Below are 22,164 nucleotides of genomic sequence, written 5' to 3' on the forward strand. Positions count from 1 at the left end.
AGGCACCGGCCTTTCAGGCGCTCAAAGAACTAACTGCTTGGTGTCGGCGAGGGTGTAGCGCTGGGAGTAGCTCCCGGCGTCGCCGTGGGTGCCGGGGTGGCATCCAAACGGTTCTGGGCATCGATCGCCTTCTGCAGTGCCTCAGACAACTTGGTCTGCTGCGCACCGTATCCGGCGAAGTCACCCTTAGCCAATGCTGCCTGGCCGTCCTGGATGGCCTTGTTGGCCTCGTCCAGGGCCGCCTTGAGCTCCGCCTTGGCATCGGTGGGGCCGGCCGGCGGCGTCGTTGTTCCGGGGGGCGCCGTTGGCGTCTGGCCGTTGTTGGCGACGTCCCCGGCAGAAGCGCCGGAGTCTCCGCCGAACAATTGGTTCAGTGCTTCGTCAAGGGTGGGCGCGAAGCCGATCTTGTCACCGAAGGCAACCAGCACACGCTGCAGCGTGGGGTAGGACGTTTCACCCGTGGACTTCAGGTAGACGGGTTGCACGTAGAGCAGACCGCCACCCACAGGAAGAGTCAACAGGTTACCGTTCAGCACATCTGATGCACCCTGGCGCAGAAGGTTCAACGCCTGGGAGACCGTGGGATCGGAGTTGAACTTGTTCTGGGCCTGGCCCGGACCCGGCACCTGGGTGTCGGTTGGCAACTCCAGGAGCCGCAGCTTCCCGTAACTCTCGGCCTTGACCCCCTTCTCGTTTCCAGCATCAGAGTCAGCTGCAAGGAATCCATACAGAATGTTCCTCGCACTACCGTTGACCGTCTGAGGAATGAACGATGACGTCAGCTGGAAAGCCGGCTTCTCCTGGTCAGGCATCTGAAGTGACATGTAGAACGGAGGCTGCTTGACGGCCTCGGAAACGGTGGGATCGTTCGGAACGCTCCAAGCATCGTTGTTCTGATAGAAGCTGTCCGGATCCGTCACGTGGTAACGGCCGAGAAGTTCACGCTGAACCTTGAAGAGGTCTTCAGGGTACCGAACGTGGCTCATGAGGTCGCCGGACATTTCCGAGTACGGCTTGATGACTGTGGGGAAGACCTTCTGCCAAGCCTTCAGGATGGGGTCCTGATCGTCCCAGGCGTAGAGATTCACCGAACCGTCGTAGGCATCCACGGTGGCCTTGACCGAGTTCCGGATGTAGTTCACCGAGCTGTTTGGCAAGGCGACTGTGCGGCCGGCACTCGTTTGGGAATCGGCCGTGGCGTTCTGCAACTGCTGCGGCTGCGAGTAAGGGAAGTACTGGCTGGTGGTGTATCCATCAACAATCCACTTCACGCGACCGTCAACTACGGCCGGGTAGGCATTTCCGTCGACCGTCAGGTAGGGAGCAAGCTTCTCAACGCGTTCGCGGGGATTGCGTTCGTAGAGAATCTGGGATTCCGCGTTCACGCCGTCCGAAAGCAGGAGATCCGAAGACTGGAACTTGATGGAGTACAGGATTCTGTTGAGCCAGTTGCCAACGTTTGGTCCACCGTTGCCGCTGAAGGTGTACTGCGTTTCGCCGCCACCTTCACGGCCCGCAGGCCGGTCCTGCTCCCGGTTCGGAGCGCCGTCGGGTGCACCCACAATGGAGTACTCCGGTGAGTTCTCGCCGAAGTAGATGCGGGGCTCATAGGTGTTGTCGTTACCAAGGACGCCGTTGGATGGAATACCCGACTGCAGGAACTCCGGCTTGCCATCCGCGGTGAACTTGTTGCCCTTGGCTGCCACGACGCCGTAACCGTGCGTGTAGACAATGTGCCTGTTGACCCAGGTCTGCTGGTTGGCGCTGAGGCCATCCGGATTCAGTTCACGGACAGCAATGACGGTGTCCTGAACTTTGCCGTCAACCATATAACGGTCAACATTCAAGGTTTGCGGGAACTGGTAGTACGGACGGTACTGCTCCAGCTGGGCGAAGGCCGAGGAAATAAGGTTCGGGTCCAGCAGACGAATGTTGGCGGTGGTCTGCGCATCCGCGGCCAGGGCCCCGGTGGTGGCGGTGGTTGTGGCGTTGTAGGCCGAGACATCGATCTTGTCCAAACCGTACGCGGCCCGCGTCATCTTGATGTTTCGATCAATGAACTCCTTTTCCAAGGTGTTCTCCGACGGGCGTACCTGGAATTGCTGAATAACCCAGGGGTAAACGCCTCCGGCCAGAATGGCCGTGATGACCAACATCGCAGTACCGATCACCGGCAGGCGCCAGCGTCCAATGACCGCGGCAATGATGAAAAGGATGGCAACGAGGCCCGCAGCAACGGCAAGGATCGCCTTGGTGGGGACAACCGCATTGACATCCGTGTAGAGGGCACCGGCCCAGCGGCCCGAGTTGCTTTGAACGGTGGTGTACCTGTCAAGCCAGAAGTTGATGCCCAGCAGGACCAGGAAGAGAGCGCCGGTGACTGCAATGTGGATCTGCGCCGCCCGGCTCGTAAAGATGCCGCGTTCCATGAGCCGGATGCTGCCATAGAGGTAATGCGTGAGGATCCCCGCAATACCGGCAACAACTGCGATGCTGATCAGGAATCCGGTCACGAAACCCAGGAACGGAAGTGTCATCAGATAGAAACTGATGTCCATGTTGAACAGAGGATCGTTCTGTCCGAATGGTTCCTGGTTGAAGAACAACAGGGCCTTCTGCCACTGGCTGGCAGCCGCGCTGCCTGCAAAGAGACCGAACAGGATGGGAAGGCCGATCATGACAACCCTGCGAACAGGCTCAAGCTGGGCCTGGTAACGATTCAGGTTGTCCCGGGCTTCGGCATCCGGAGCATAGACGGGCCGGGAGCGGTAGGCGATCCTGATGGCGAAGAAGACAGCGGCAAACATCATGGCGAAACCAATGAGGAACGTGATGATCCTGGCGAGGTTTTCGCGAATATAAACTTCGAAGAAGCCAAGCTGCTGATACCACAGGACGTCAGTCCACACATTGGCGAAGAAAATGAACCCGACGACGGCCACTGCCACGACAATGAGCGTCGGCGTCAGAGCACCTCGTCTCAGCGGTGATCTTCCGGGCGGGTTGGAGCTGGCGGGACGGGACAAACTCTGTACCTCATTGGTGTCAGTGAACAGTCGGTGTGCGCGTGCTGACAATCTCTGCCGCTGGGAGGTGGCAGAGGCCGTCATCTATGCCACGAGTGGCAGTGAAGCTAAGTTCCACCGTCAGTCTAGTTGTTTGTGCAGGTGGGAAGGCTCCCCGTGTCCTGGCCGGCTCCGAGCCGCTCCACGGCGGCGGTGGCGTCGGCAAGGGTTTCAACTTTTACTACCTGAAGCCCGTCCGGGACATGTCCTGCGACATCGGCGCAATTGGAGGCCGGTGCGAGGAACATGGTTGCCCCTTTTTGGCGTGCGCCAATCATTTTCTGGGCAATGCCGCCGATGGGCCCCACAGCTCCATCTGCGGTGATGGTCCCGGTGCCCGCAATGTGTTTGCCACCGGTGAGGTCTCCCGGAGTGAGGTTGTCAACAATGCCCAGAGCAAACATCAAGCCTGCGCTCGGTCCACCCACGTTGTCCAAGGAGATGCTGACATCAAACGGGAACGTGAAATCACTGGCGAGCAGCACACCCAGAACATAGCGGTCGGCCTGATTCTTGGTGGGAGTTATGGTTTCCGAAACTGAAGTACCCTTCCGGTCCAGGCCCACCACCACCGGTGCCCCCGCTGTGGCGGCCAGTTCTGCCTGGACCACGCTCATGGATGTGATGGCCTTGCCGTTGATGGAAACCAGGCGGTCACCTTCCTGGATCTTTCCGGTGGACGGGGAAGGATCTGACAGGCCGACCACGTTGAGCCGCTGTTCAAACGGGATCTCAAGCTCACGCAAAGCTGCTGCCACTGCGTTTTCCTGCGAGGTTTCCATGGCAATTTCGCCCTGTTGCACCGTCTGCTCGGCAGTGGTGCCCTTGGGGTAGATGAGTTCCTCCGGGTAAATCGCTTTGGAAGGATCCAGCCATGCCCGGAATACGTCGAAAATGCTTGCTGGGGTCTTCGGACCGCCGGTCATCACCACTGTGGTGAGGTCAAGGTTGCCGTTGGCCGGAAAGGAATCGCGACCGGAGATACTGATCACGGGCTTATCGCCATCTTTGCCCAGCGTGTTGAAAGTGGGACCCGCTGACTCAATGACATACGGCACCGGCAAGGCTGCCGCACCAATGCCAAGGCCCAATGCCAGAAGGCCGGAAATCACCATGATCATGTACCGGCCGTCACGGGGCGGTGCCTGAGGCACGGAGGCGGGATCGGCGTCGGGCGTCTGACGCGGGGCCAATGAGCCCTCGGGGCTGGGCGAAGTAAGCATTGAGGCCTCTCTATGCCGGCATTGCGTGACCGGATCCATGGCTCCTGCCGCCAAGAGCGGCGGCGGCACATACCAAAGAACAACACTACGCGTTCTGAGGTTCCAGGGCTGCTTTGCCTACAGCGAACGGGAGCTCATCCGGGCAGACAGCCTTCCTGCCGCGCGGTACGGTGAAAGAGATCACCAGCCAGTTCGACGATCGGCGGCACCATGACTTCCAATCCCAACAATCCGTCCAACGACGACGAGACGCCCAAGGATCCGCTGGCAGAAATGCTCCAGAACCTGATGGGCGGCCAGGGCATGGGCAACATCGATCCCGCTGAGCTGGCCAAGGCTGCAGGTCTGCCCAATGATCCCCAGCTCCTTCAGCAGATGTTCGCCCAGGTTCAGGCCATGATGAGCTCCACCTCCGATGGCCCCGTTAACTGGCAACTCGCCCACGAGAACGCCCGCCGCGTCGCGGCCGCCGGAACGGACCCCTCGGTCAACGCCCACCAGGCGAGGGAGATTGACGAAGCGCTCAGGCTGGCAGAGCTGTGGCTGGACCCGGTGACGGACCTCTCCGCAACCGGACTGATCGGCCGCGCATGGTCCCGGGCCGAATGGGTCGAGGCAACCCTGGGCACATGGAAGCGTCTGACCGAGCCGGTGGCCAACAGCATCGCCAACGCACTATCAAACGCCCTCACCCAGCAAATGCCTGAGGAAATGAAGTCCATGATGGGCGGGGCCTCATCCATGCTGCAAAACATGGGCGGAGCAATTTTCGGCATGCAACTGGGCCAGGCCATCGGTGCGCTCTCAGCTGAGGTTGTCAGCTCCACTGACATCGGAGTTCCCCTGGCAGACCTCGAAATGGCACTGTTGCCTGCCAATGTAGCCAAATTCGGGGAAGGCCTCAGCCTTCCTGAGAACGACGTTCGGCTCTTCCTTGCCGTTCGTGAGGCCGCCCATGCACGCCTGTTTGTCCAGGTTCCTTGGTTGCGCGGTCATCTCTTGGGAGCAATCGAGGCTTACGCCCGCGGAATTCACATTGACATGTCCCGCATAGAAGACCTTGCCAGGGATCTTGACCCCAGCAACCCCGAAGGAATCCAGGAAGCACTCTCACAGGGAGTCTTCACCCCCGAACGCACGCCTGTCCAGACCGCTGCCTTGGAGAAGCTCGAAACAGCCCTCGCCTTGGTGGAAGGCTGGGTGGACGAGCTCACAGCCGAAGCCACTGACAAGGTGCTGCCTTCCGCTACCGCGCTGCGCGAAACCGTGCGTCGTCGCCGGGCTACAGGCGGACCGGCTGAGCACGCTTTCTCCTCCCTCGTGGGCCTTGAACTTCGGCCCCGCAGGCTACGCGAAGCGGCAACGCTATGGGCGACGCTGAAGGAAGAACGGGGCATCGCCGGCCGCGACGCGATCTGGCACCACCCGGATCTCCTGCCCACCGGTGAGGATCTGGACGACCCCAAGGGCTTCTCCGAACGGCGGCGCTTGGCTGAAGCAAGTGACAGCGAAGTTGACGATGCCCTGCAGAAGCTTTTGAGCGGCGGCTACGAAACCGCCGAGGAAGAGAACGCCGACGCTCCGGAACCGGAGGGACCTTCAAGCCCCGAGGGCAATTCAACCGAGAACGTTTCCGGCGAAGAACCGGAAAGCGACGACAACAACCCCCAGGCACCAAGCAAGTAAGCAAGAGTCCTAAGAGGTATCTGCACAACGAAACATAACTGCACGGCTAAGGTACCTGCACAGCGGCCGCCATCTCCGTGGCGGCCACTGTGCGTTAAGCCTTCTATGTCCTAGTCAGCTATGGCCCCGGCCGTGTTGCCGGTATCCTCCGTGTCAGCTTCCGCCGGAATACCCCGGGATGTAGCGAAGGCAACGCCTTCCAGGAACGCCTTGGCCCGCTGAGTCTCAGGGTAGGCCTCAACCAGCTTCCAGAATGCGGCATTGTGCCCCGCCACCAGCAAGTGGGCGAGCTCGTGGACCAGGACGTAGTCAATGACCCATTGCGGCATTCGCTGAAGTTTATTCGACAACCTTATGGTGCCGTCGGCGGGGGTGGCCGAACCCCAACGGGAGTTCTGGTTGGATACCCACCTGACCGATGACGGGACGGCCCGCCCGCCGAGGTAGGTTTGCGACAGGTACTCGGCATGTTTGGCGAGGGCTTGATCAGTGGCCGGACGACGCCTTCCCGAACCGGTTTGCCGCTCCCCCTGCTTCTTCAACTTGGCCAGCATCTTCCGAACCCATTCCCGTTCCTGGGATTTGGTGAAGCTGGCAGGAATGGCGATCACAGCGCTGCCGTCTTCCCAGAAGGCGGCGACAGTCCGGCGCCGCCTTGCTGAACGACGAACGACCACCGGGGCGCCGTCATCGGTGACGTGCGGAACGCCGGCGTCGGAGGCGGACTGACGGGACATCAGAGTTCGCTGCTCTCAGCGAGTACGGCAAGGACCGCTTCGCCATAGCGTTCGAGCTTGGAAGGGCCAATGCCAGCCAATCCAGCAAGTTCCTCCAGTGAAGACGGCTTAGCCTCGGCGATGGCGGTCAAAGTGGCATCGGTGAACACTACATATGCTGGAACATCAGCTGATTGGGCTTCGTCTCTCCGCCACTGCCTCAAAGCCTCAAACGTCTGTTCCTCGTAGCTGGGCGGACACTGATTACAGCGACCCACCTTGCGCTCGGCCCCACTGGCCAACATGCTTCCGCAAACCTTGCACGACGCCGGGACAGCGGCTTTGCGCCGCGTGGGACCGGTCTTGCTGCGGGCGTTGGCGGACGCCACGGAATTAGGGCGAAGTCCGTCGAGGAACCGGGAAGGCTTGCGGTTGGCACGGCCACCCGGGGTCCGGGCAGTAGACCAGGAAAGATTCAAATGTTCGCGCGCCCGGGTAATGCCCACGTAAAGCAACCTTCGCTCTTCGTCCACGTCTTCGGGGGTATCTGCAAAGGAAATGGGCATAAGGCCTTCGCTGAGGCCCACCAGGAACACCGCATCCCATTCCAACCCCTTGGCTGCGTGGAGGGAAGCAAGCGTGACGCCCTGAACGGTGGGCGCGTGTTGGGCTACCGAGCGCTCCTGGAGCTCGTTGACGAACTCCGCCAATGTGAAGGACTCCCCGCGGCTGACAGCAAGCTCATCAGCCAAGGCAACCAGCGCCGCCAAGGATTCCCATCGCTCGCGCAGCGCTCCCCCGTTGTGGGGGGCGGCGTCGGTATAACCCAGTGACGCCACGATGTCCCTGACGATCTGCCCCAGCGCTTCCTGGGGCCCCTCGGCCACGGCGCGGGTTGCCGCGCGCAACTGGAGGATGGCATCACGGACCTCCTTGCGCGCGAAAAACCTCTCGCCTCCCCGGAGTTGGTACCCGATGCCGGCAGAGGCCAGTGCTTGCTCGTACGCTTCAGACTGACCGTTTGTGCGGAACAGGATGGCGATCTCGCTTGCCTTGACTCCTGCGTTGAGCAGTTCCTGGATCCTGCCGGCCACCACGGCTGCCTCGGCTTCGTCATCCGGGCATTCCATGAAGCGGGGCTCCGGACCGGACGGCCGTTGGGCAACGAGCTTGAGCGGCGCGGCCCACGCGGCATCCGCTGTGGGTCCGCCGCTTCGGCGGGAACCGAGGAGGTCGTTGGCCAACTTCACCACCTGCGGAGTGGACCTGTAGTCACGAATGAGCTTGACGACGGTTGCTTCGGGGAACTGCGCCTTGAATCCCAGAAGATGTTTGGGCGAAGCTCCAGTGAAGGAGTAAATGGTCTGGCTGGCGTCACCCACCACGCACAGCTCGTTCCGGCCACCGAGCCACAGGTCCAGAAGCCTCTGCTGCAACGGCGAGACGTCCTGGTACTCGTCCACCACAAAATGGCGGTATTGCTCCCGGACTGTTGCCGCTACTTTAGGGTCTTCCTGGAGAATTCCCACAGTGATGAGCAGGACGTCTTCGAAGTCGATAACGTTGCGGTCAGTCTTGATGTCCTCGTAGGCCTGGAACACCCTGGAAACCGCGGTGAGATCGAAACCTCCGGGGGTGCCGCGACCCTGGGCATTCTCCAGATAATTGGCCGGGGTCAGCATGGACACCTTGGCCCACTCGATTTCGGCCGCCAGATCCCTGATGGATGCACGATCCGTGCTGAGGCGGAGCCTACGGGATGCCTCGGCAATCATATTGGCTTTATGGTCCAACAGGCTCGGCAATGTGCCGCCTATTGCCTGAGGCCAAAAGAACTGCAACTGCCTCAGGGCTGCTGCGTGGAATGTTCGGGCTTGAACATTGGCGACACCAAGGTCGCGGAGCCTGCTGCGCATCTCGGCTGCGGCCCGGGCAGTAAAAGTCACGGCCAGCAGCCGCTGGGGACTGTACACGCCGGAATGAACCCCGTAGGCAATGCGGTGGGTGATGGCACGCGTTTTACCCGTGCCAGCGCCTGCGAGGACGCACATGGGTCCGGTCAGGGTACTGGCGACTTCGCGTTGCTCTTCGTCCAAGCCGTCGAGGATGCGCTCCTCAAGCGAGACACCGAGCTGGAAAACTCCTTCGGTCACGGCTGGAGGTCTTCGATGACGCCGCCGTACCAATGCTCAATCAAGGAACGCGCAATGGACAAGCGCGTCGAGATAGTAATCTCACCGCTCAAGACGGCCTCCTGCAACTCCTCGCGACTGAACCACCGCGCACGGGTGACCTCTACGCCGTCCGGCCGAGCAACGGCGTCGTCCGTTTTGGCCGTGAAGCCCAACATGAGTGAGGCGGGGAAGGGCCAGGACTGCGAACCCAGGTACTGGCAGGCAGTCACACGGACACCTACTTCTTCCCCGATTTCCCGCACAACGGCCTGTTCAAGAGATTCGCCGGGCTCAACGAATCCTGCCAACGTGGAGTAGTTTTTGGCGTCAAGGGGCCCACCCCCACCGAGGAGAAGGCGGCCATCGGGGCCAACCACCGTGACGATGATGGCCGGATCCGTGCGTGGGTAGTGCTCTGAATTGTCCTTGGGACACCGGCGAACCCAGCCGCCTGCTTCAATATCAGTGGGCGTGCCGCACTGTGGACAATGCGTATGGGTTGCGTGCCAGTTGGATATTGCGCTTGCCTCGATGAACAAAGCGGTGTCCTTGGCATCCAGGCGTGCCGCGACATCCCGGAATCCTGCCCACTCAGCATCCAAGGGCACAGTCGCCGTTCCCGGAGCGGGCGGTTCCGGGACCGTGAACAGGACCACGGATGTGCCTTCAGGCAACGAGGAGGACGTCAGGGTTGTGCCCAGGTATATGGCCGCAGCAGCCCCGGAAGCTGATCCGCCAAGAGCATTCCACAGCGTAGCGGCGTCGCCGAACCACAGCCCGTCAGCGGTGACCAAGGCCTTGCGCTGGGAAATCACCATGGCCTTCGCCGAGCCGGAGGCAATGAGCTCCTCAACCATCCCCGGTTTCATGCGGATGCCCGAGCCCCGATCCACCATGGCAGGGCGGACAGGAAGAACAGTCTCCATCAGGTGGTTGGCAAGCGCCGGTGACTCCGTTTGACTCATGTATCTACCGTACTGACTCGCACCGACAAAAAACATTTGGATAGGTCCCCCGCTGTGGACACCTTCGCCTAAGCTTGCCTGATCCGGCCCCGTACCCGGTTTTTGCTCCATAATTGCTGTGCATTTGCTGCGGATCTGAAGACTCGCCGCACTGCATCATGGCCAGAAGCCGCACTCAATCTACCGTTGAGAACGTGAGAAGAACACCGCTAGAACTGGCCGCCATAGCAACCGCGGCGGTGCCCGGCCTGGCGCCGACGGCCGCAGCCTATTCCCCCGACGACGACGCCGACTTCGACTCAGCGTTGCTGTTCGACGCGGAAGGCAAACGCTGGCGGGTTCGTTCTCCGCGCCATCCCGAAGCCAGCACACGGCTGGAAACCGAATTCATGGTGCTGCGGGCCTTTGCGCCGGCCATCCGCGCCGAACTGCCTTTTCACGTACCCACCATTGCCGGCACTGTGCGGCAGGGTGCCTTGACCACCTTCGTCTACGCGCACCTTCAAGGCTCGACGCTTTCCATTGAAGAACTCTCAGCCGGGAGCCCCTCCCTGGCCCGGGAAGTGGGAACAGCTCTAGCAGCCATTCATGACCTGCCTCTGACCTTGGTCATCAATGCAGATCTTCCCAGCTACTCGGCCAATGAGTTCCGGCAACGCAAACTCAACGAACTGGACCAAGCAGCAACCACCGGCAAGATTCCGGCCACCCTGCTGCGTCGTTGGGAGCACGCCTTGGAAGACGTCGCTCTATGGCGCTTCAATCCCTCAGTGGTCCACGGGGACCTCCACGAAGACAACCTCATGGTCCACGACGACACTGTCACGGCCCTGACCGGCTGGACAGATCTACGGATCGGAGACCCTGCGGACGACTTCGCCTGGCTGGTGGCCTCCAATGAAGCATCCTTCGTTGAGGCGGTCCTTACCCACTACACCCAGGCACGCCGCGATGTCCCCGACGCCCACCTTCTACGCCGGGCGGCGCTGCTGGCCGAGTTTGCCCTTGCCCAATATCTGGTCAAGGCCATGGCGGCAGGGCACCAAAGCATGACGGCGGAAGCGGAGTCGATGCTCCAAACCCTTGCCGACGACATCGACCAGCAGATGCGCCGCGATGAAGAAGCGGCGCAAGCCGCTCACGAGGCCGCCTTGGATACTGCCCCGGATTCGCCGGTCAGCCTCCCGGCTGTCAGCGTCTCCCCTGTCAATGTCCTTGATGGCAATGCCCCTGCTGCCAATGTCCCTGCTGTCAGCGTCGCCGCAATTCCGGAGGAGCCGAACTCTGCGGACGCCGGAAACAACGACGCCGGCACCACCTCAGGCTCCGAGGACACCTCCACAGCCGCCATCAGTGTGGTCAATGTAACGCCGCTTCGCGCGGCCGAGCGTTCCTGAGGTCTCCCGCTTTCACCTATTCGGCTGCCAGGGAGCTGCCGCTCTTCAACGCCCGCTGGACGATCAGCTCCAACTCCTCGGCACTGCCAAGATCATGCGGGCGCACCACCGCGTCATCCGCCACATAGTAGAAGGCGGCGCTGACGTCCTCGAGCGGGACGTCTTTGAGCCGTGCCCACGCAAGCCGGTAAACCGCGAGTTGCACGGCCCGGACCGCCAGTTGCTGACCTGCAGGGCGGCGGCCGGTCTTCCAGTCGATGAGTTGCCAGCGGCCGTCGGCATCACGGAATACGGCATCGATGCGCCCACGGACTACGACGTCCCCAATCCGTGTTTCCACGGGTACTTCAACGAACGCAGGAGCACGTTGGGCCCATTCAGAGTTCTTAAACGCCGCCACCATCTCATCCAGGCCGTAAGCCTGGTCAATATGGGAGTCTGAGCCCGGCGCTTCATCAAGATCCAGCATTCCCGTAGTCCCGAAGTACTCCTCCACCCAGGCATGGAAAGCAGTACCCTTCCGAGCGGAGATGCCCGGCTCGCGGGGAACCGGCCTGCGCAGCTGGGACAGCACTGCCCCCGGGTCAGCCCCCAGGTCAACAAAAAGGGACGCAGAGATGTGGCTGGGGAGGTGGACGTCCTGAATGCTCTTGAGCGAGCGCTGCCGATCCAGCAACAGATCAGCTTCCTGCGACCATCTCCCTGCAACGCCCGCCAGATCTTCTGCCGGTGCCGTGCCGTTTTCCTCCATGTATGTACGAACCATGTCCGCTGCCTGATCCATAGCCGCCCTTCTGCCAGGAGTCAGCCGGAGGCGGGCACCGGTCCGTGGATCCGAAGGCCCTTCCAAGGGGTCATAAGGAAACAGCGCAACTTCAAGCACTGAGGTCAGCGGGCTTTCCTCAGGCAAGGCCTCCTCGGCCACCGATTCCGCATGGACCACCGCAGCTCGGGCTGACGGTGCGCTCCCGACTGACGGTGCACTCCCGACTTGATCGGCCCGGCCGCCGTGGTCCTCCTCGTGTGCACCTCCTGCCAGCGGCGCCAGCTCGGAGAGAAAGGCAGACATGCCGGCCATACCGGATCGAGAACCATTCCAGGCAGCACTGGACGCCCACAGGACGAACTTCGCCCGAGTGTAGGCGACGTACGCAAGCCTCCTCTCTTCAGCCTCACCATGGTGCTGGACCTCGGATTTGAAGTCCTTCTCCGCATCCAGCCACCCCTTCTGGTCAGGTTGATCAAGATCCCATTGCGGGAGGTCGCCCCGATCCCCACGCAACGGCCATGGCAGGGCCGCAGCGCCTGTACTCCAGCGCGAATCCCTGCTGCTGGGGAACGAACCGGCGTTGAGTCCGGGGACAAAGACGACGTCCCATTCCAAACCCTTGGAAGCATGGACAGTGAGCAGTTGCACCGCTTCCCTGTTGGTCTCAACGGGAGCCACATCCAGGCCGCCTTCTTCAGAGGCAGCGGCTTCAAGCCACGCCAGGAAGGCCAGTAAGTCAATACGCTGTGAGGTCTGCAGGAAGCCTGCTGCTGCATCCTGGAATGCATCCAGGTTGCGCCGCGCCTGGTGAATGCTGACCCCCGGTTTGGCGGCGACCTCAATGTCCAGGAGCATGGCTCGTTCCACCTCGCCCAGCAGTGTGGTGAGGTCATCTCCTATGTAGCTCCTGAGTGCCCGAAGCTCCGAGGCCAGCGTGGTCAGGCGTTCCAGGGCAGCAGCGCTCAGGCTCCTCCCATGGCCGGAAGTCCAGCCGGGCCGAGGGAGGAAATCAAGGGCCTCAACGAGGCTTGCGGCATCGGTGATGTCACTCTCAATCACAGTTCCTGACGGTTCTTCGTTGTCAAAGGATTCTGATTGGGCTTCCGGCGCCGAGCGTCGTCGGGCCAAGAAACGGGACCAGTCGCTGAAAGCCATCAAGTCTGCCGGACCAATCCGCCACCGTGCGCCTGCCAACAACCTCATCAAGGCATCCGAACGTCCGGGATCGGCAAGGACGCGCAGGGTGGCCACCAAATCCACGATCTCCGGCGTATCCAGCAAGCCGCCCAGCCCGACGATCTCGTAGGGAATTCCCTGGACCTCGAACTCACGGCGGATGCACTCCATTTGCGCGCGTCGGCGACAGAGGACGGCCATGGTGGGCTGGACCGGGGTGCCGTCCTTCTCTTCCTCAAAAACAGTCCTCCGGTACCGGCGGACATCGCGGGCTATGACTGCGGCTTCTTCTTCGTCTGTTCCAAACCGGGCAATCACCACGCTTCCATCCACCGCGGCGGGGCTTGGAACCAATGCCGGGACGGAAACGGACCCGGGCGTCTCCCTCTCCCCCGCCGGGCCGTCGGCGGCTGCCGCTCTGTTCAAGGGCGCTGCAATGGTGTTTGCTGCCCGGAGGATGTTCCGCCCGTTCCGCCATGCTGTGGTCAAGTAGGAAGTGGGCGCAACGGAGTAGGACACCTGCCCGCCGGAGGGGTCCGCGTGACGCACCGGAAACTCCTGCACAAAGTGGAACAGCTGGCCGGCCGAAGCGCCGCGGAAACCATAAATGGACTGGTTGGGGTCACCCACTGCAGTAACTGCGTGGCCTTGACCGAATAGACGTGAGAACAGGACCAGCTGCGCGTGGGACGTGTCCTGGAACTCGTCCAGGAGCACTACTTTGTAGCGGGCACGTTCAGTGGTGGCAGCGAGCGGAATGTCACTGGCGATGCGGGCAGCAAGCGCCACGAGGTCTCCGAAGTCCAGGACACCGCGTTGTCGTTTTGCTTCCTGGTAACGAACCACCATGTCGGCAACGCTGGCGCGTGTCCTGAGCATCGCGGCAAGCTCCGCAGCCGCCTGGGTGGGATTTTTCTTGGCGCCGGCCACGTAGGGAAGCTGTTCAAACGTCTGAACCCGCTCCAGAACCCAGTCCCTTACCTCCGCCGGATTCTGAAGGTGCTCGGCGCACTCTCCCGCAAGCTGGATGACCGCATTGACGAGCGTGGATTTGGCGGCCGTGAAATGCTCGTACTGACCGTCGTACGCTTCGACGACTTCGCTCGCAAGTTGCCAGGACTGCGCTCCTCCCAGCAACACGACGTCCCGTTCGATGCCCAGCCTTAGGCCGTAGTCTGAGACGATGCCGCTTGCATAGGAATGGTACGTGGATACCTTGGGCTCAAGGTCATCGGCACCAAGGAGCCCCTCCGGAAATCCAATGCTGCCGTTGTCCTCCGAAGCTATGCGCTGGAGAGTGGCCAGTTTGGAACGTATGCGGCTCGCCAGTTCTCCGGCAGCTTTGCGGGTGAATGTCACGCCGAGAACTTCTTCCGGACGCACCCAGCCGTTAGCCACCAGCCACACCACACGGTCTGCCATGGTTGCCGTCTTGCCCGAACCCGCCCCTGCGATCACCAGGCGAGGTGAGAGCGGAGAAGCAATGATGTCCGCCTGCTCGGGCGTCGGGTGGTTCTTCTCACCAAGGATGGTGGCCAGCTCAGAAGGTGTAAACCTTGGCTCAGGCACTGACTGGAAGTCAAGGGGAAGGGAGGCAGAGCCGTCCAGGAGCTCGGTTGTCATTCGGTGACCTGCTTTCCTCTGGCGCACAGCGGGCAAACATCCGGAAGGCGGCATCCGTGTCCGCCATGCCCTCCCTTGCCGGGATCATGCCGCGCCTCAAACGTCGAGCCGGCCATCAGGGCAGCCGCTTCGTTGACGAGGCCCTCGGCCCAGTTGTCTGCAGGATCCAACGGATCCTGCTGCTGTACCGCCGGCCCTTTGGTTTTTGTCCCCAGTTGGGCCAGAACGGCTCCGCCGGGGACAGGGCCGCTTGCCGACCCGGCGAGGGGCGGTTCCCCTCCAGATCCAGCATCCTGGAAAGCACCCTTCAGGACAGCCGCCTGGTAGGCACCCAGTTGGGGGTGTTTGGCAACCTCCGCCTTTCCCGGTTGCCGTTTTCCCGTTTTGAGGTCCACGATCACGAGCCTGCCCTCCGGATCTATCTCGAGTCGGTCAACCTGGCCACGGAGCACCGCGTGACGGGAGGCCTCCTCTTGAACGCTTTCAGAAGCGTCAACGCCCAGGGGCTCAACCGCGACATCCGGGAGCTGAACTTCGAAGTCGTGCTCCACGGCCAGCAGGCTTCTACCCTCGGCGCGCATGATCAGAACATACTGGGCCAATTTCCGGACCATGAGTTCGGCCCGCTGAAAATCGAGCTTTCCTTCCCAGTTATCTTTCATGCCCAAGGTTGGCCAACGGCGTACAAGTTCAGCAACGTACTCGGCTCCTGAGGCCTCTGGAAGCTCCTGGGCAATACTGTGGACCAAGGTGCCCAGGCTGCGCGCGAAGTCGGTGGCCGCTTCACCGCCGGCTGCTTGAACAAACCAGTCCAGCGGGGACTTGTGGACAGCCTCCACTTTGGATGGCGAAACAGAGACCGTACCTCCAGGCGGCACCACGGCTTCCTGGGAGCTCAGCGCGGCCAGACCCCACCAAGTGTCCGGGTGCGCACCCGGAACCGGCGGTTCCGTACGGGCCAGCCGTGCCAATATCCGTGCCGCCTCATGTGCGGTACGGGCATCCCCTACCCCGTGCTCCTGGGATTGGGCATGCTGCCTCAGTTCCGCAACAAGGGCCCTCAGGGTCATGGGTCGGTCAACCGGGGTGTAGCCGCGCTTGTATTCACCGGAACCCAACGGGGCCACGTAGTCCAGGAAGGCAGAAGGTTGTTCGTCCTCGGAGGACACGGCTGTGCAAATCAACACTTCACGGGCTCGAGAGACTGCCGTTGAGAAACTCCTGAGTTCGTCGTATCGAATATCCCGGAGCCTGCTAAGGGGCCCACGCCGGAGGGCGTAGTCCACTCCGTGCTCAACGGCATCAGCGTAGACAGTGCTGCCCAGCAGCTCTCCCCGCAAACGGGTGTTGGGCCATATGCCTTCCTGGAGCCCGGCTACGATCACTACCGGCCATTCCCGGCCGGCAGCACTGGCGGGAGTCATAATCTCCACGCAAGCCTCCAGCTGAGCCCTTGCGGCAAGAGTGTCCATGGGCAGTTCCTGGTTCAACAGGTAGTCAAGGAATTGTTCGGGACCGGAACCGGGCAGTTGGTCCACGAAGCGCTCAGCTGTGTGGAACAGCGCCATCATTGCGTCAAGGTCCCTATCGGCACGAGCCCCGGCATTGCCACCTTCAAGGGCCGTTTCCGCCCAGCGGGAAGACAGCCCGGTAGCGTGCCATAAAGCCCACAGGACGGACTCTGCGTTGGCGCCCGGCTCGGCTGCTGCAGCGGTTCCAGCTGCGATCATGCGGGCAAGCCTGCGGGCTGAACTGCCCTCTATCCCCAACGAAGCCAGAGCCCCGGGCTGGAGCAAGGCCTCGACCAACAGGGCATCGCTGGAGCGACCCCCACCCCCGAGGAGTTCTTCACGGCGCAGGGACTGCCGCAGCCTCCGCAGTTCAATGGCGGTGGCTCCTCCGATGCGGGACGTCAGAAGCGAAACCGCCACTTCCGGCGTTAGCTTGGCAGGGTCCAGTACAACGGCAAAGGCTTCCAGCAACGGACGAACAGCGACCTCGTCACGGACAGCCGAATCCGCTACCGGAACTCGAACCGGAATCCCTTGGCCGCTGAGGTAACGCTGCATCTGGGAAATCAGTCCGCCGTTGCGGACAATCACGGCGATATCGCTGAACTCCCGGGATTCCCGGAGCTGTGCCTCAAGAATGCGCTGAGCAATGTACCGTAGCTCGTGCACGGCCGAGGGAAGCACATGCCCCTCTACGCGGCCGTCGCTGTCAACTGCCTCGGAAGAGCCCTTGCGAGTGTGGGGTTGTTCCAACTGCCTGGCCAATTGGCCACCGGAACGCTGCGAGATGCGGGCTGCCACGCGGGTCCAAGCCTCAGCCACTTCCGGCGTGTGCCTATGAGTTACGGACAGGGGACGTTGGAGCACATTTTGCTGCGCGCCGCCCAGAAGCGTTGGCAGCTCTGCGACCAAGTCCGGCCGTGCGCCGCGAAAACCCTGCACCACTGTGTCCGGCGAGAACGTCACCACAATGTCCTTCCCCTCACCGACATCGGCAAGGAGCTCGAACACTGCCGGGTTCGATTCCTGGGCGTCATCCACCAAAATGAGCTGGAGCCGTTCCCGCTCGGCAGCCAGGAATTCCGGCGAATCCTGGAAAATCTGGCGGGCAGTAGTGATGATTCCGGCCGGGTCAAAGGCCTCCGGCATGCGGAGGTCCAGGACATCCCGGTACTCGCTGTACAGCTGGGCTGCTGCCATCCAATCCGGCCTTCCGCACTCATAGGCAAGGCCAACCAGGTCCTCTGCGGTGCGCCCCGATTCGATGATGCGGTCAAACAACTCCCGGATCTCGTGACGGAAGCCCCGGGTAGGAAGTGCCGCTGTAAGATCCTCCGGCCAGGGCAGCTGAAACCCCGGACGGTTGTGACCTTCCAGCAACTCTTTGATGATGAGGTCCTGCTCGGGGCCGGACAAAAGCTTCGGTGGCCTTGTTAGCGGCAGGATGCCCTCAGCTTTTGCCCGTCGAATAACGTCAAAAGCGTATGACGCCCACGTTCGCGCGGGCGTGGTACTCAGACTGCGGTCCAACCGGCCTGTGAAGGTGTCCCGCAGTGCCGCAGCAGCGTGGCGCCCGGGTGCAAGGATGAGGATCTGCTCCGGGTTCAGACCATCATCCCGGACGCGGCGTACCGCAGATTCCACGAGAACTGTTGACTTCCCCGTGCCCGGTCCGCCCGGCACAAGGATGGGGCCGCTCCCTTGGCGCAGGGAAACAACCGCATTCTGATCCGGAGACAGCGCGGGTGCCGCATAGTGGGTCTCGCGCGGCGGAAGCAGGCGGAGGGCTGCCGATGCTTTACGGGTTTTGGCAGGAGTGGCGGTCACACAGTCATTTCATCATCGGGTACCGACAATTTATGGAGTTGACGCTCCAACTGGTCAGAGATCACATCAAGTTGATCGAAATCGGAGTCCGTAGGCGCCCATCGGGCGTTGTTCAGATCGACACGCCACCGGCCTTCGCCAGTCATGAGGAAAGCCTTAAAGGCCCCATGCAATGGGGTGGATTCGTCCAGATAGTGCCGCAAGGCATCGGCTTCGTGGCCCTGCGGCGCTTCCCCGCTGGCGCGAAGCACGCGCCACCACGCCACTGAACTTCCGTAGTGGCTCATGACTGCGCCGACCTGCCGTGGCCCGCCGGCGCCCAGAAGCTCAGCGACGTCACCATAGGAGACTGCCGAGCCTGGCGGAACAAGGTCTACAACGGCCAGAACCGCCGTCACATACTCCATCCGCATGTGTTCAGCGTAACGGCAGGAGTGTCGTGCCCAAAGAGTGTCGGACCCAGCCGGTAGCTTGAAGACATGAGCTCCTGGAACACCCTCTCCCGCGCCGCATTCGACCTCGAGACCACCGGGAAGAACTCGCGGTCAGCTCGGATCGTCACCGCTTCCATCACAGTTGTGGATGCCCACGGGGAGCTCATGGCAGAGCACGAGTGGCTCGCAGATCCCGGCGTGGAGATCCCGCTCGAAGCCAGCGAGGTACACGGGATATCCACGGAGAAGGCCCGCGCCGAAGGCCGCCCGGCAGCAGAAGTCACACGCGAAGTGGCCGGGGTACTTCAAGGACTGTTCGACGACGGCACTCCCGTCATTGCTTTTAACGCCAGTTACGATTTCACCGTGTTGGCGGCAGAATCTGCCCGCTACGGCGTTCCCCAACTGAGCCGCTTCCCCGTGCTTGATCCCTATGTGATGAATAAGCAGGTGGACCGCTATCGCAAGGGAAAGCGCACCCTGACTGCCCTGTGCGAGGAATACGGCGTGGACCTGACAAACGCCCATACCTCCGCGGCGGATGCCTTGGCCACGCTCCGGGTTTTGGACGCCATGGCCGGCAAGTTTCCCAAGCTGCAGATGCCGGCGTCCACGCTGCATCAGCTGCAAGTAGACTGGGCGGCGTCCCAGGCAGCCGATTTCCAACAATACTTGCGGCGGAGCAAGCCCACCGCCGTCATCGAGGGTGAGTGGCCGGTTCTTCCGCCCGAGGATGCGAGCCGGGGCGGCTTCTAAGCCGGAGGCATCCTTCGGGGGTTACGTTCTGCGACGCAAGTCACAGGAACTTCGGGAACCTCCTGTCCAGGATTTTTAGGGCGGGGATTCCGCGCATACCCCCAGTAGCGGAATTGTCCGGACATGCCTCGCCCCACTAGGGGAACTTTATTCGGTAAAATTGAGGGTAAGCAACCGTTTCTTCGATTCACCATGCCTTGGTGAGCTGGTGACATAATTAAGTTTGGCGGGTTGAAGTCTGCTAAAGCAGCCAACCTTCGTATTGCTGCCGCATTCCCCGCCCACCGCGAAACGTCTCCGTGACTCGATGAAAGTGATTTCTTCATGAAATTCAAAGCCCCTAAGTGGCTGTCTGTTGCCCCCGTGGCCGCAGCCCTGGTGATTTCCCTGGCAGCATGCGGCGGAGGAACCTCCGAGCCCAGCGGCTCCCCCACCGATGCGCTGGCCGGCAGCGACCAGAAGTCGTTGGACACGTTTACCACCGCCGACGTGACTCCGCTGGATCAGATCGACAAGTCCAAGCTGGGCCTGATCACCGACGGCACCCTCCGCGTAGGCACCCTCTCCGATGCCCCGCCAAACATCTTCATTGATCCTTCCGGCAAGTTCACTGGATACGACAACGAGCTCCTGCGTGCCATTGGCGACAAGCTGGGCCTCAAGGTTGAATTCGCGTCTACTGACTTCTCGGCGCTCCTTTCCCAGGTGGGCAACAAGCAGTTCGACGTCGGATCCTCCTCGATCTCCACCACGGACGCCCGTCGCAAGACGGTGGGCTTCACCAACGGCTACGACTTCGGCTACATGGCCATTGTGACCAAGAACGATTCCAAGGTCACCGGCTTCGCTGACGTGAAGGAAGGCCTCCGCGTCGGCGTCGTCCAGGGCACCGTCCAGGACGACTACATGACCAACACGCTCAAGATCGAGCCGGTCCGTTTCCCTGACTACAACACGGTCTACGGCAACGTGAAGAACGGCCAGATCGACGCTTGGGTTGCTCCTTCCCAGCAGGCCGAAGGCCAGGTCAAGGAAGGCGACAACACCAAGATCGCCGAGAAGGTTGTCAACACCCAGAACTTCACTGCATACGCCGTGAACAAGGACAACCAGCCGCTGATCGACGCCCTGAACTCCGGCCTGGATGCCGTAATCGCTGACGGCACGTGGGCCAAGCTCACGGCTGAGTGGTACAAGGACCGTCCCACTGCCGCCGAGCAGACTCCCCAGGGCTGGAAGCCGGGCAGCAAGGCCGTCCAGCTCCCCGCCAAGTAACCAAGGCGTTCCATGGATATCCTCAATCAACTAGCCGAGACCTTCTTTGACTGGGAGGCAATGGGCGAAGTCATCCCCAAGATGTTCGCCGTCGGTCTGCCCAACACCATCGTCCTGGCTGTCGTCTCGGGCATCATCGGGACCGCTCTCGGGATGCTGCTTGCCCTGATGGGGATTTCCCGGAACGCAGCAGCACGGTGGGTAGCCCGCATCTACACGGACATTCTCCGCGGGCTTCCTCCGGTGCTGACCATCCTGGTGATCGGTTTCGGATTCGGCCCGATCATTCGTGAATTAACGGGTTCCACGAGCCCGTACCCCATGGCAATCGCAGCATTGTCGTTGATGTCCGGCGCGTACATCGGTGAGATCTTCCGGTCCGGCATACAGAGCGTGGATAAAGGCCAGCTCGAGGCCACCCGTGCGTTGGGTTTCAGCTACGGTTCCTCTATGCGCCTGGTGGTAGTGCCCCAAGGCATCCGGCGGGTACTTCCTGCGCTGGTCAACCAGTTCATTGCATTGATCAAGGAATCGTCACTGGTGTTCATGCTTGGCCTCCTGGCATCCGAGCGTGAAATCTTCCAGATCGGCAAGGACTTTGCAGCCAACAGCGGAAACCTGTCCCCGTACGTGGCAGCAGCCATCTTCTACTTGGCATTGACCATTCCCCTCACGCACTTTGTGAACTTCATTGACGCCCGCATGCGCGCTGGACGCCCAGAGAAGAAGGAACCGGACGAGGCTGCGGCCGTTGTTGGAAAAGGAGCGCAGGCATGAGTGAATTCGCATCAGGCACGTTGACGGCGAAGAACATCCACCTGTCCTTCGGCAGCAACCATGTTCTCAGGGGCATCGACCTCCACGTCGAGAAGGGCACCACGGCCTCCGTGATCGGCCCCTCAGGCTCCGGCAAGTCAACGCTCCTCCGGGTCATGAACCGGCTCATCGAGCCGGACCAGGGCGACATCCTGCTGGATGGGCGTTCGGTGCTCAAAGACAACCCGGATGAACTGCGGCGGCGGATCGGCATGGTCTTCCAGCAGTTCAACCTCTTCCCGCACAAGACGGTGGCTGAGAACATCTCCTTGGCGCTGCGCAAACTCCGTGGCATGTCCAAGGAACAAGCCCGCGACGAAGCCCTCGCTCAACTGGACCTTGTGGGTTTGAAGCACAAAGCTGACTCGCGTCCTGCCAACCTTTCCGGTGGCCAGCAGCAGCGCGTGGCGATTGCCCGTGCGCTTGCCATGAAGCCTGAAGTGATGTTCTTTGACGAAGCTACGTCCGCGCTGGACCCTGAACTGGTCAAGGGTGTCCTTGCCCTCATGACTGATCTGGCCCAGGGAGGAATGACCATGGTTGTGGTGACTCACGAAATGGGCTTCTCCCGCAACGTCTCTGACATTGTCACCTTCATGGATGCCGGCGTAGTGGTTGAATCCGGTCCTCCTGAGCAACTGTTCACCAACCCGCAAACAGAACGCCTTCAGGGCTTCCTGTCGGACGTTCTCTAGGAACTGTTTGCACAACTGAACAGGCATCACTTGCAAAGAACCCCGCCTTCGAAATG

14 protein-coding genes are annotated in these 22,164 nt (G+C 61.6%); 6 read left to right on the plus strand and 8 right to left on the minus strand.

The genetic code is table 11. The features are described 5' to 3' along the window. Window positions 1-29 precede the first annotated feature (29 nt). Window positions 30-3,110, minus strand: a complete 3,081-nt coding sequence (locus tag ABI796_RS12865) for a UPF0182 family protein (RefSeq protein ID WP_141285709.1) — start codon at window positions 3,108-3,110, stop codon at window positions 30-32. A gap of 41 nt (window positions 3,111-3,151) precedes the next feature. Beyond that, a complete protein-coding gene (locus ABI796_RS12870) occupies window positions 3,152-4,288 on the minus strand; it encodes a PDZ domain-containing protein (protein WP_141285707.1) in 1,137 nt (378 codons plus the stop codon). Between the two features lie 210 nt (window positions 4,289-4,498). On the opposite strand from ABI796_RS12870, the gene ABI796_RS12875 reads away from it, so the two are divergent. Further along, window positions 4,499-5,974, plus strand: coding sequence for a zinc-dependent metalloprotease (locus ABI796_RS12875; protein ID WP_141285705.1), 1,476 nt, complete (start codon window positions 4,499-4,501; stop codon window positions 5,972-5,974). Between the two features lie 110 nt (window positions 5,975-6,084). On the opposite strand, the gene ABI796_RS12880 is transcribed toward ABI796_RS12875, so the two are convergent. The 3 genes from ABI796_RS12880 to nudC are packed head-to-tail and all read right to left on the minus strand — an operon-like array spanning window position 6,085 to window position 9,829. Continuing rightward, window positions 6,085-6,711: a M48 family metallopeptidase gene (locus ABI796_RS12880; RefSeq protein ID WP_141285703.1), complete on the minus strand. Its 627-nt coding sequence runs from the start codon at window positions 6,709-6,711 to the stop codon at window positions 6,085-6,087. Then, window positions 6,711-8,843, minus strand: coding sequence for an ATP-dependent DNA helicase UvrD2 (locus ABI796_RS12885; RefSeq protein WP_141285701.1), 2,133 nt, complete (start codon window positions 8,841-8,843; stop codon window positions 6,711-6,713). The genes ABI796_RS12880 and ABI796_RS12885 overlap by 1 nt, the downstream gene beginning before the upstream one ends. After that, window positions 8,840-9,829 (minus strand): NAD(+) diphosphatase, encoded by a 990-nt coding sequence (gene nudC / locus ABI796_RS12890; protein WP_141285699.1) that lies wholly within the window; start codon window positions 9,827-9,829, stop codon window positions 8,840-8,842. Before nudC ends, ABI796_RS12885 begins: the two co-directional genes overlap by 4 nt. A 194-nt stretch (window positions 9,830-10,023) precedes the next feature. Here nudC and ABI796_RS12895 point away from each other — a divergent pair, with 194 nt between their 5' ends. Then, window positions 10,024-11,226: a macrolide 2'-phosphotransferase gene (locus ABI796_RS12895; protein ID WP_246095872.1), complete on the plus strand. Its 1,203-nt coding sequence runs from the start codon at window positions 10,024-10,026 to the stop codon at window positions 11,224-11,226. Window positions 11,227-11,242: 16 nt separating this feature from the next. Here the strand turns inward: ABI796_RS12895 and ABI796_RS12900 are convergent, their stop codons facing one another. Genes ABI796_RS12900 through ABI796_RS12910 form a run of 3 tightly spaced genes read right to left on the minus strand, consistent with a single transcriptional unit; the run spans window position 11,243 to window position 18,545 of the window. After that, the gene (locus tag ABI796_RS12900) at window positions 11,243-14,794 is read right to left on the minus strand and encodes an ATP-dependent DNA helicase (RefSeq protein WP_141285695.1); all 3,552 of its coding nucleotides are present in this window, start codon (window positions 14,792-14,794) and stop codon (window positions 11,243-11,245) included. Then, window positions 14,791-18,132 (minus strand): ATP-dependent DNA helicase, encoded by a 3,342-nt coding sequence (locus ABI796_RS12905; protein WP_141285693.1) that lies wholly within the window; start codon window positions 18,130-18,132, stop codon window positions 14,791-14,793. The genes ABI796_RS12900 and ABI796_RS12905 overlap by 4 nt, the downstream gene beginning before the upstream one ends. Further along, the gene (locus ABI796_RS12910) at window positions 18,129-18,545 is read right to left on the minus strand and encodes an MGMT family protein (RefSeq protein ID WP_141285691.1); all 417 of its coding nucleotides are present in this window, start codon (window positions 18,543-18,545) and stop codon (window positions 18,129-18,131) included. The genes ABI796_RS12905 and ABI796_RS12910 overlap by 4 nt, the downstream gene beginning before the upstream one ends. A 66-nt stretch (window positions 18,546-18,611) precedes the next feature. Between ABI796_RS12910 and ABI796_RS12915 the strand changes: the two genes are divergently transcribed. From ABI796_RS12915 to ABI796_RS12930, 4 genes are all read left to right on the plus strand, one after another. Further along, window positions 18,612-19,322, plus strand: coding sequence for a 3'-5' exonuclease (locus tag ABI796_RS12915; protein ID WP_141285689.1), 711 nt, complete (start codon window positions 18,612-18,614; stop codon window positions 19,320-19,322). A gap of 324 nt (window positions 19,323-19,646) precedes the next feature. Further along, entirely contained in the window at window positions 19,647-20,597 is a 951-nt protein-coding gene (locus ABI796_RS12920; RefSeq protein ID WP_218028021.1) for an ABC transporter substrate-binding protein, read from the plus strand. 12 nt (window positions 20,598-20,609) lie between these two features. Then, on the plus strand, window positions 20,610-21,374 hold the full coding sequence (locus tag ABI796_RS12925; protein WP_218028020.1) for an amino acid ABC transporter permease: 765 nt from the start codon (window positions 20,610-20,612) through the stop codon (window positions 21,372-21,374). Further along, window positions 21,371-22,108 (plus strand): amino acid ABC transporter ATP-binding protein, encoded by a 738-nt coding sequence (locus tag ABI796_RS12930; RefSeq protein ID WP_017198579.1) that lies wholly within the window; start codon window positions 21,371-21,373, stop codon window positions 22,106-22,108. The genes ABI796_RS12925 and ABI796_RS12930 overlap by 4 nt, the downstream gene beginning before the upstream one ends. Window positions 22,109-22,164: the final 56 nt, after the last annotated feature.

It is taken from the genome of Paenarthrobacter aurescens, assembly GCF_041549525.1.
GTDB classification, from domain to species: domain Bacteria; phylum Actinomycetota; class Actinomycetes; order Actinomycetales; family Micrococcaceae; genus Arthrobacter; species Arthrobacter aurescens.

Coding starts and splice junctions, on each gene's coding strand:
- ABI796_RS12865 (WP_141285709.1), bottom strand. CDS start 3,110: ATGACGGCCTCTGCCACCTCCCAGCGGCAGAGATTGTCAGCACGCGCA.
- ABI796_RS12870 (WP_141285707.1), bottom strand. CDS start 4,288: ATGCTTACTTCGCCCAGCCCCGAGGGCTCATTGGCCCCGCGTCAGACG.
- ABI796_RS12875 (WP_141285705.1), top strand. CDS start 4,499: ATGACTTCCAATCCCAACAATCCGTCCAACGACGACGAGACGCCCAAG.
- ABI796_RS12880 (WP_141285703.1), bottom strand. CDS start 6,711: ATGTCCCGTCAGTCCGCCTCCGACGCCGGCGTTCCGCACGTCACCGAT.
- nudC (WP_141285699.1), bottom strand. CDS start 9,829: ATGAGTCAAACGGAGTCACCGGCGCTTGCCAACCACCTGATGGAGACT.
- ABI796_RS12900 (WP_141285695.1), bottom strand. CDS start 14,794: ATGACAACCGAGCTCCTGGACGGCTCTGCCTCCCTTCCCCTTGACTTC.
- ABI796_RS12910 (WP_141285691.1), bottom strand. CDS start 18,545: ATGCGGATGGAGTATGTGACGGCGGTTCTGGCCGTTGTAGACCTTGTT.
- ABI796_RS12915 (WP_141285689.1), top strand. CDS start 18,612: ATGAGCTCCTGGAACACCCTCTCCCGCGCCGCATTCGACCTCGAGACC.
- ABI796_RS12920 (WP_218028021.1), top strand. CDS start 19,647: ATGAAATTCAAAGCCCCTAAGTGGCTGTCTGTTGCCCCCGTGGCCGCA.
- ABI796_RS12925 (WP_218028020.1), top strand. CDS start 20,610: ATGGATATCCTCAATCAACTAGCCGAGACCTTCTTTGACTGGGAGGCA.
- ABI796_RS12930 (WP_017198579.1), top strand. CDS start 21,371: ATGAGTGAATTCGCATCAGGCACGTTGACGGCGAAGAACATCCACCTG.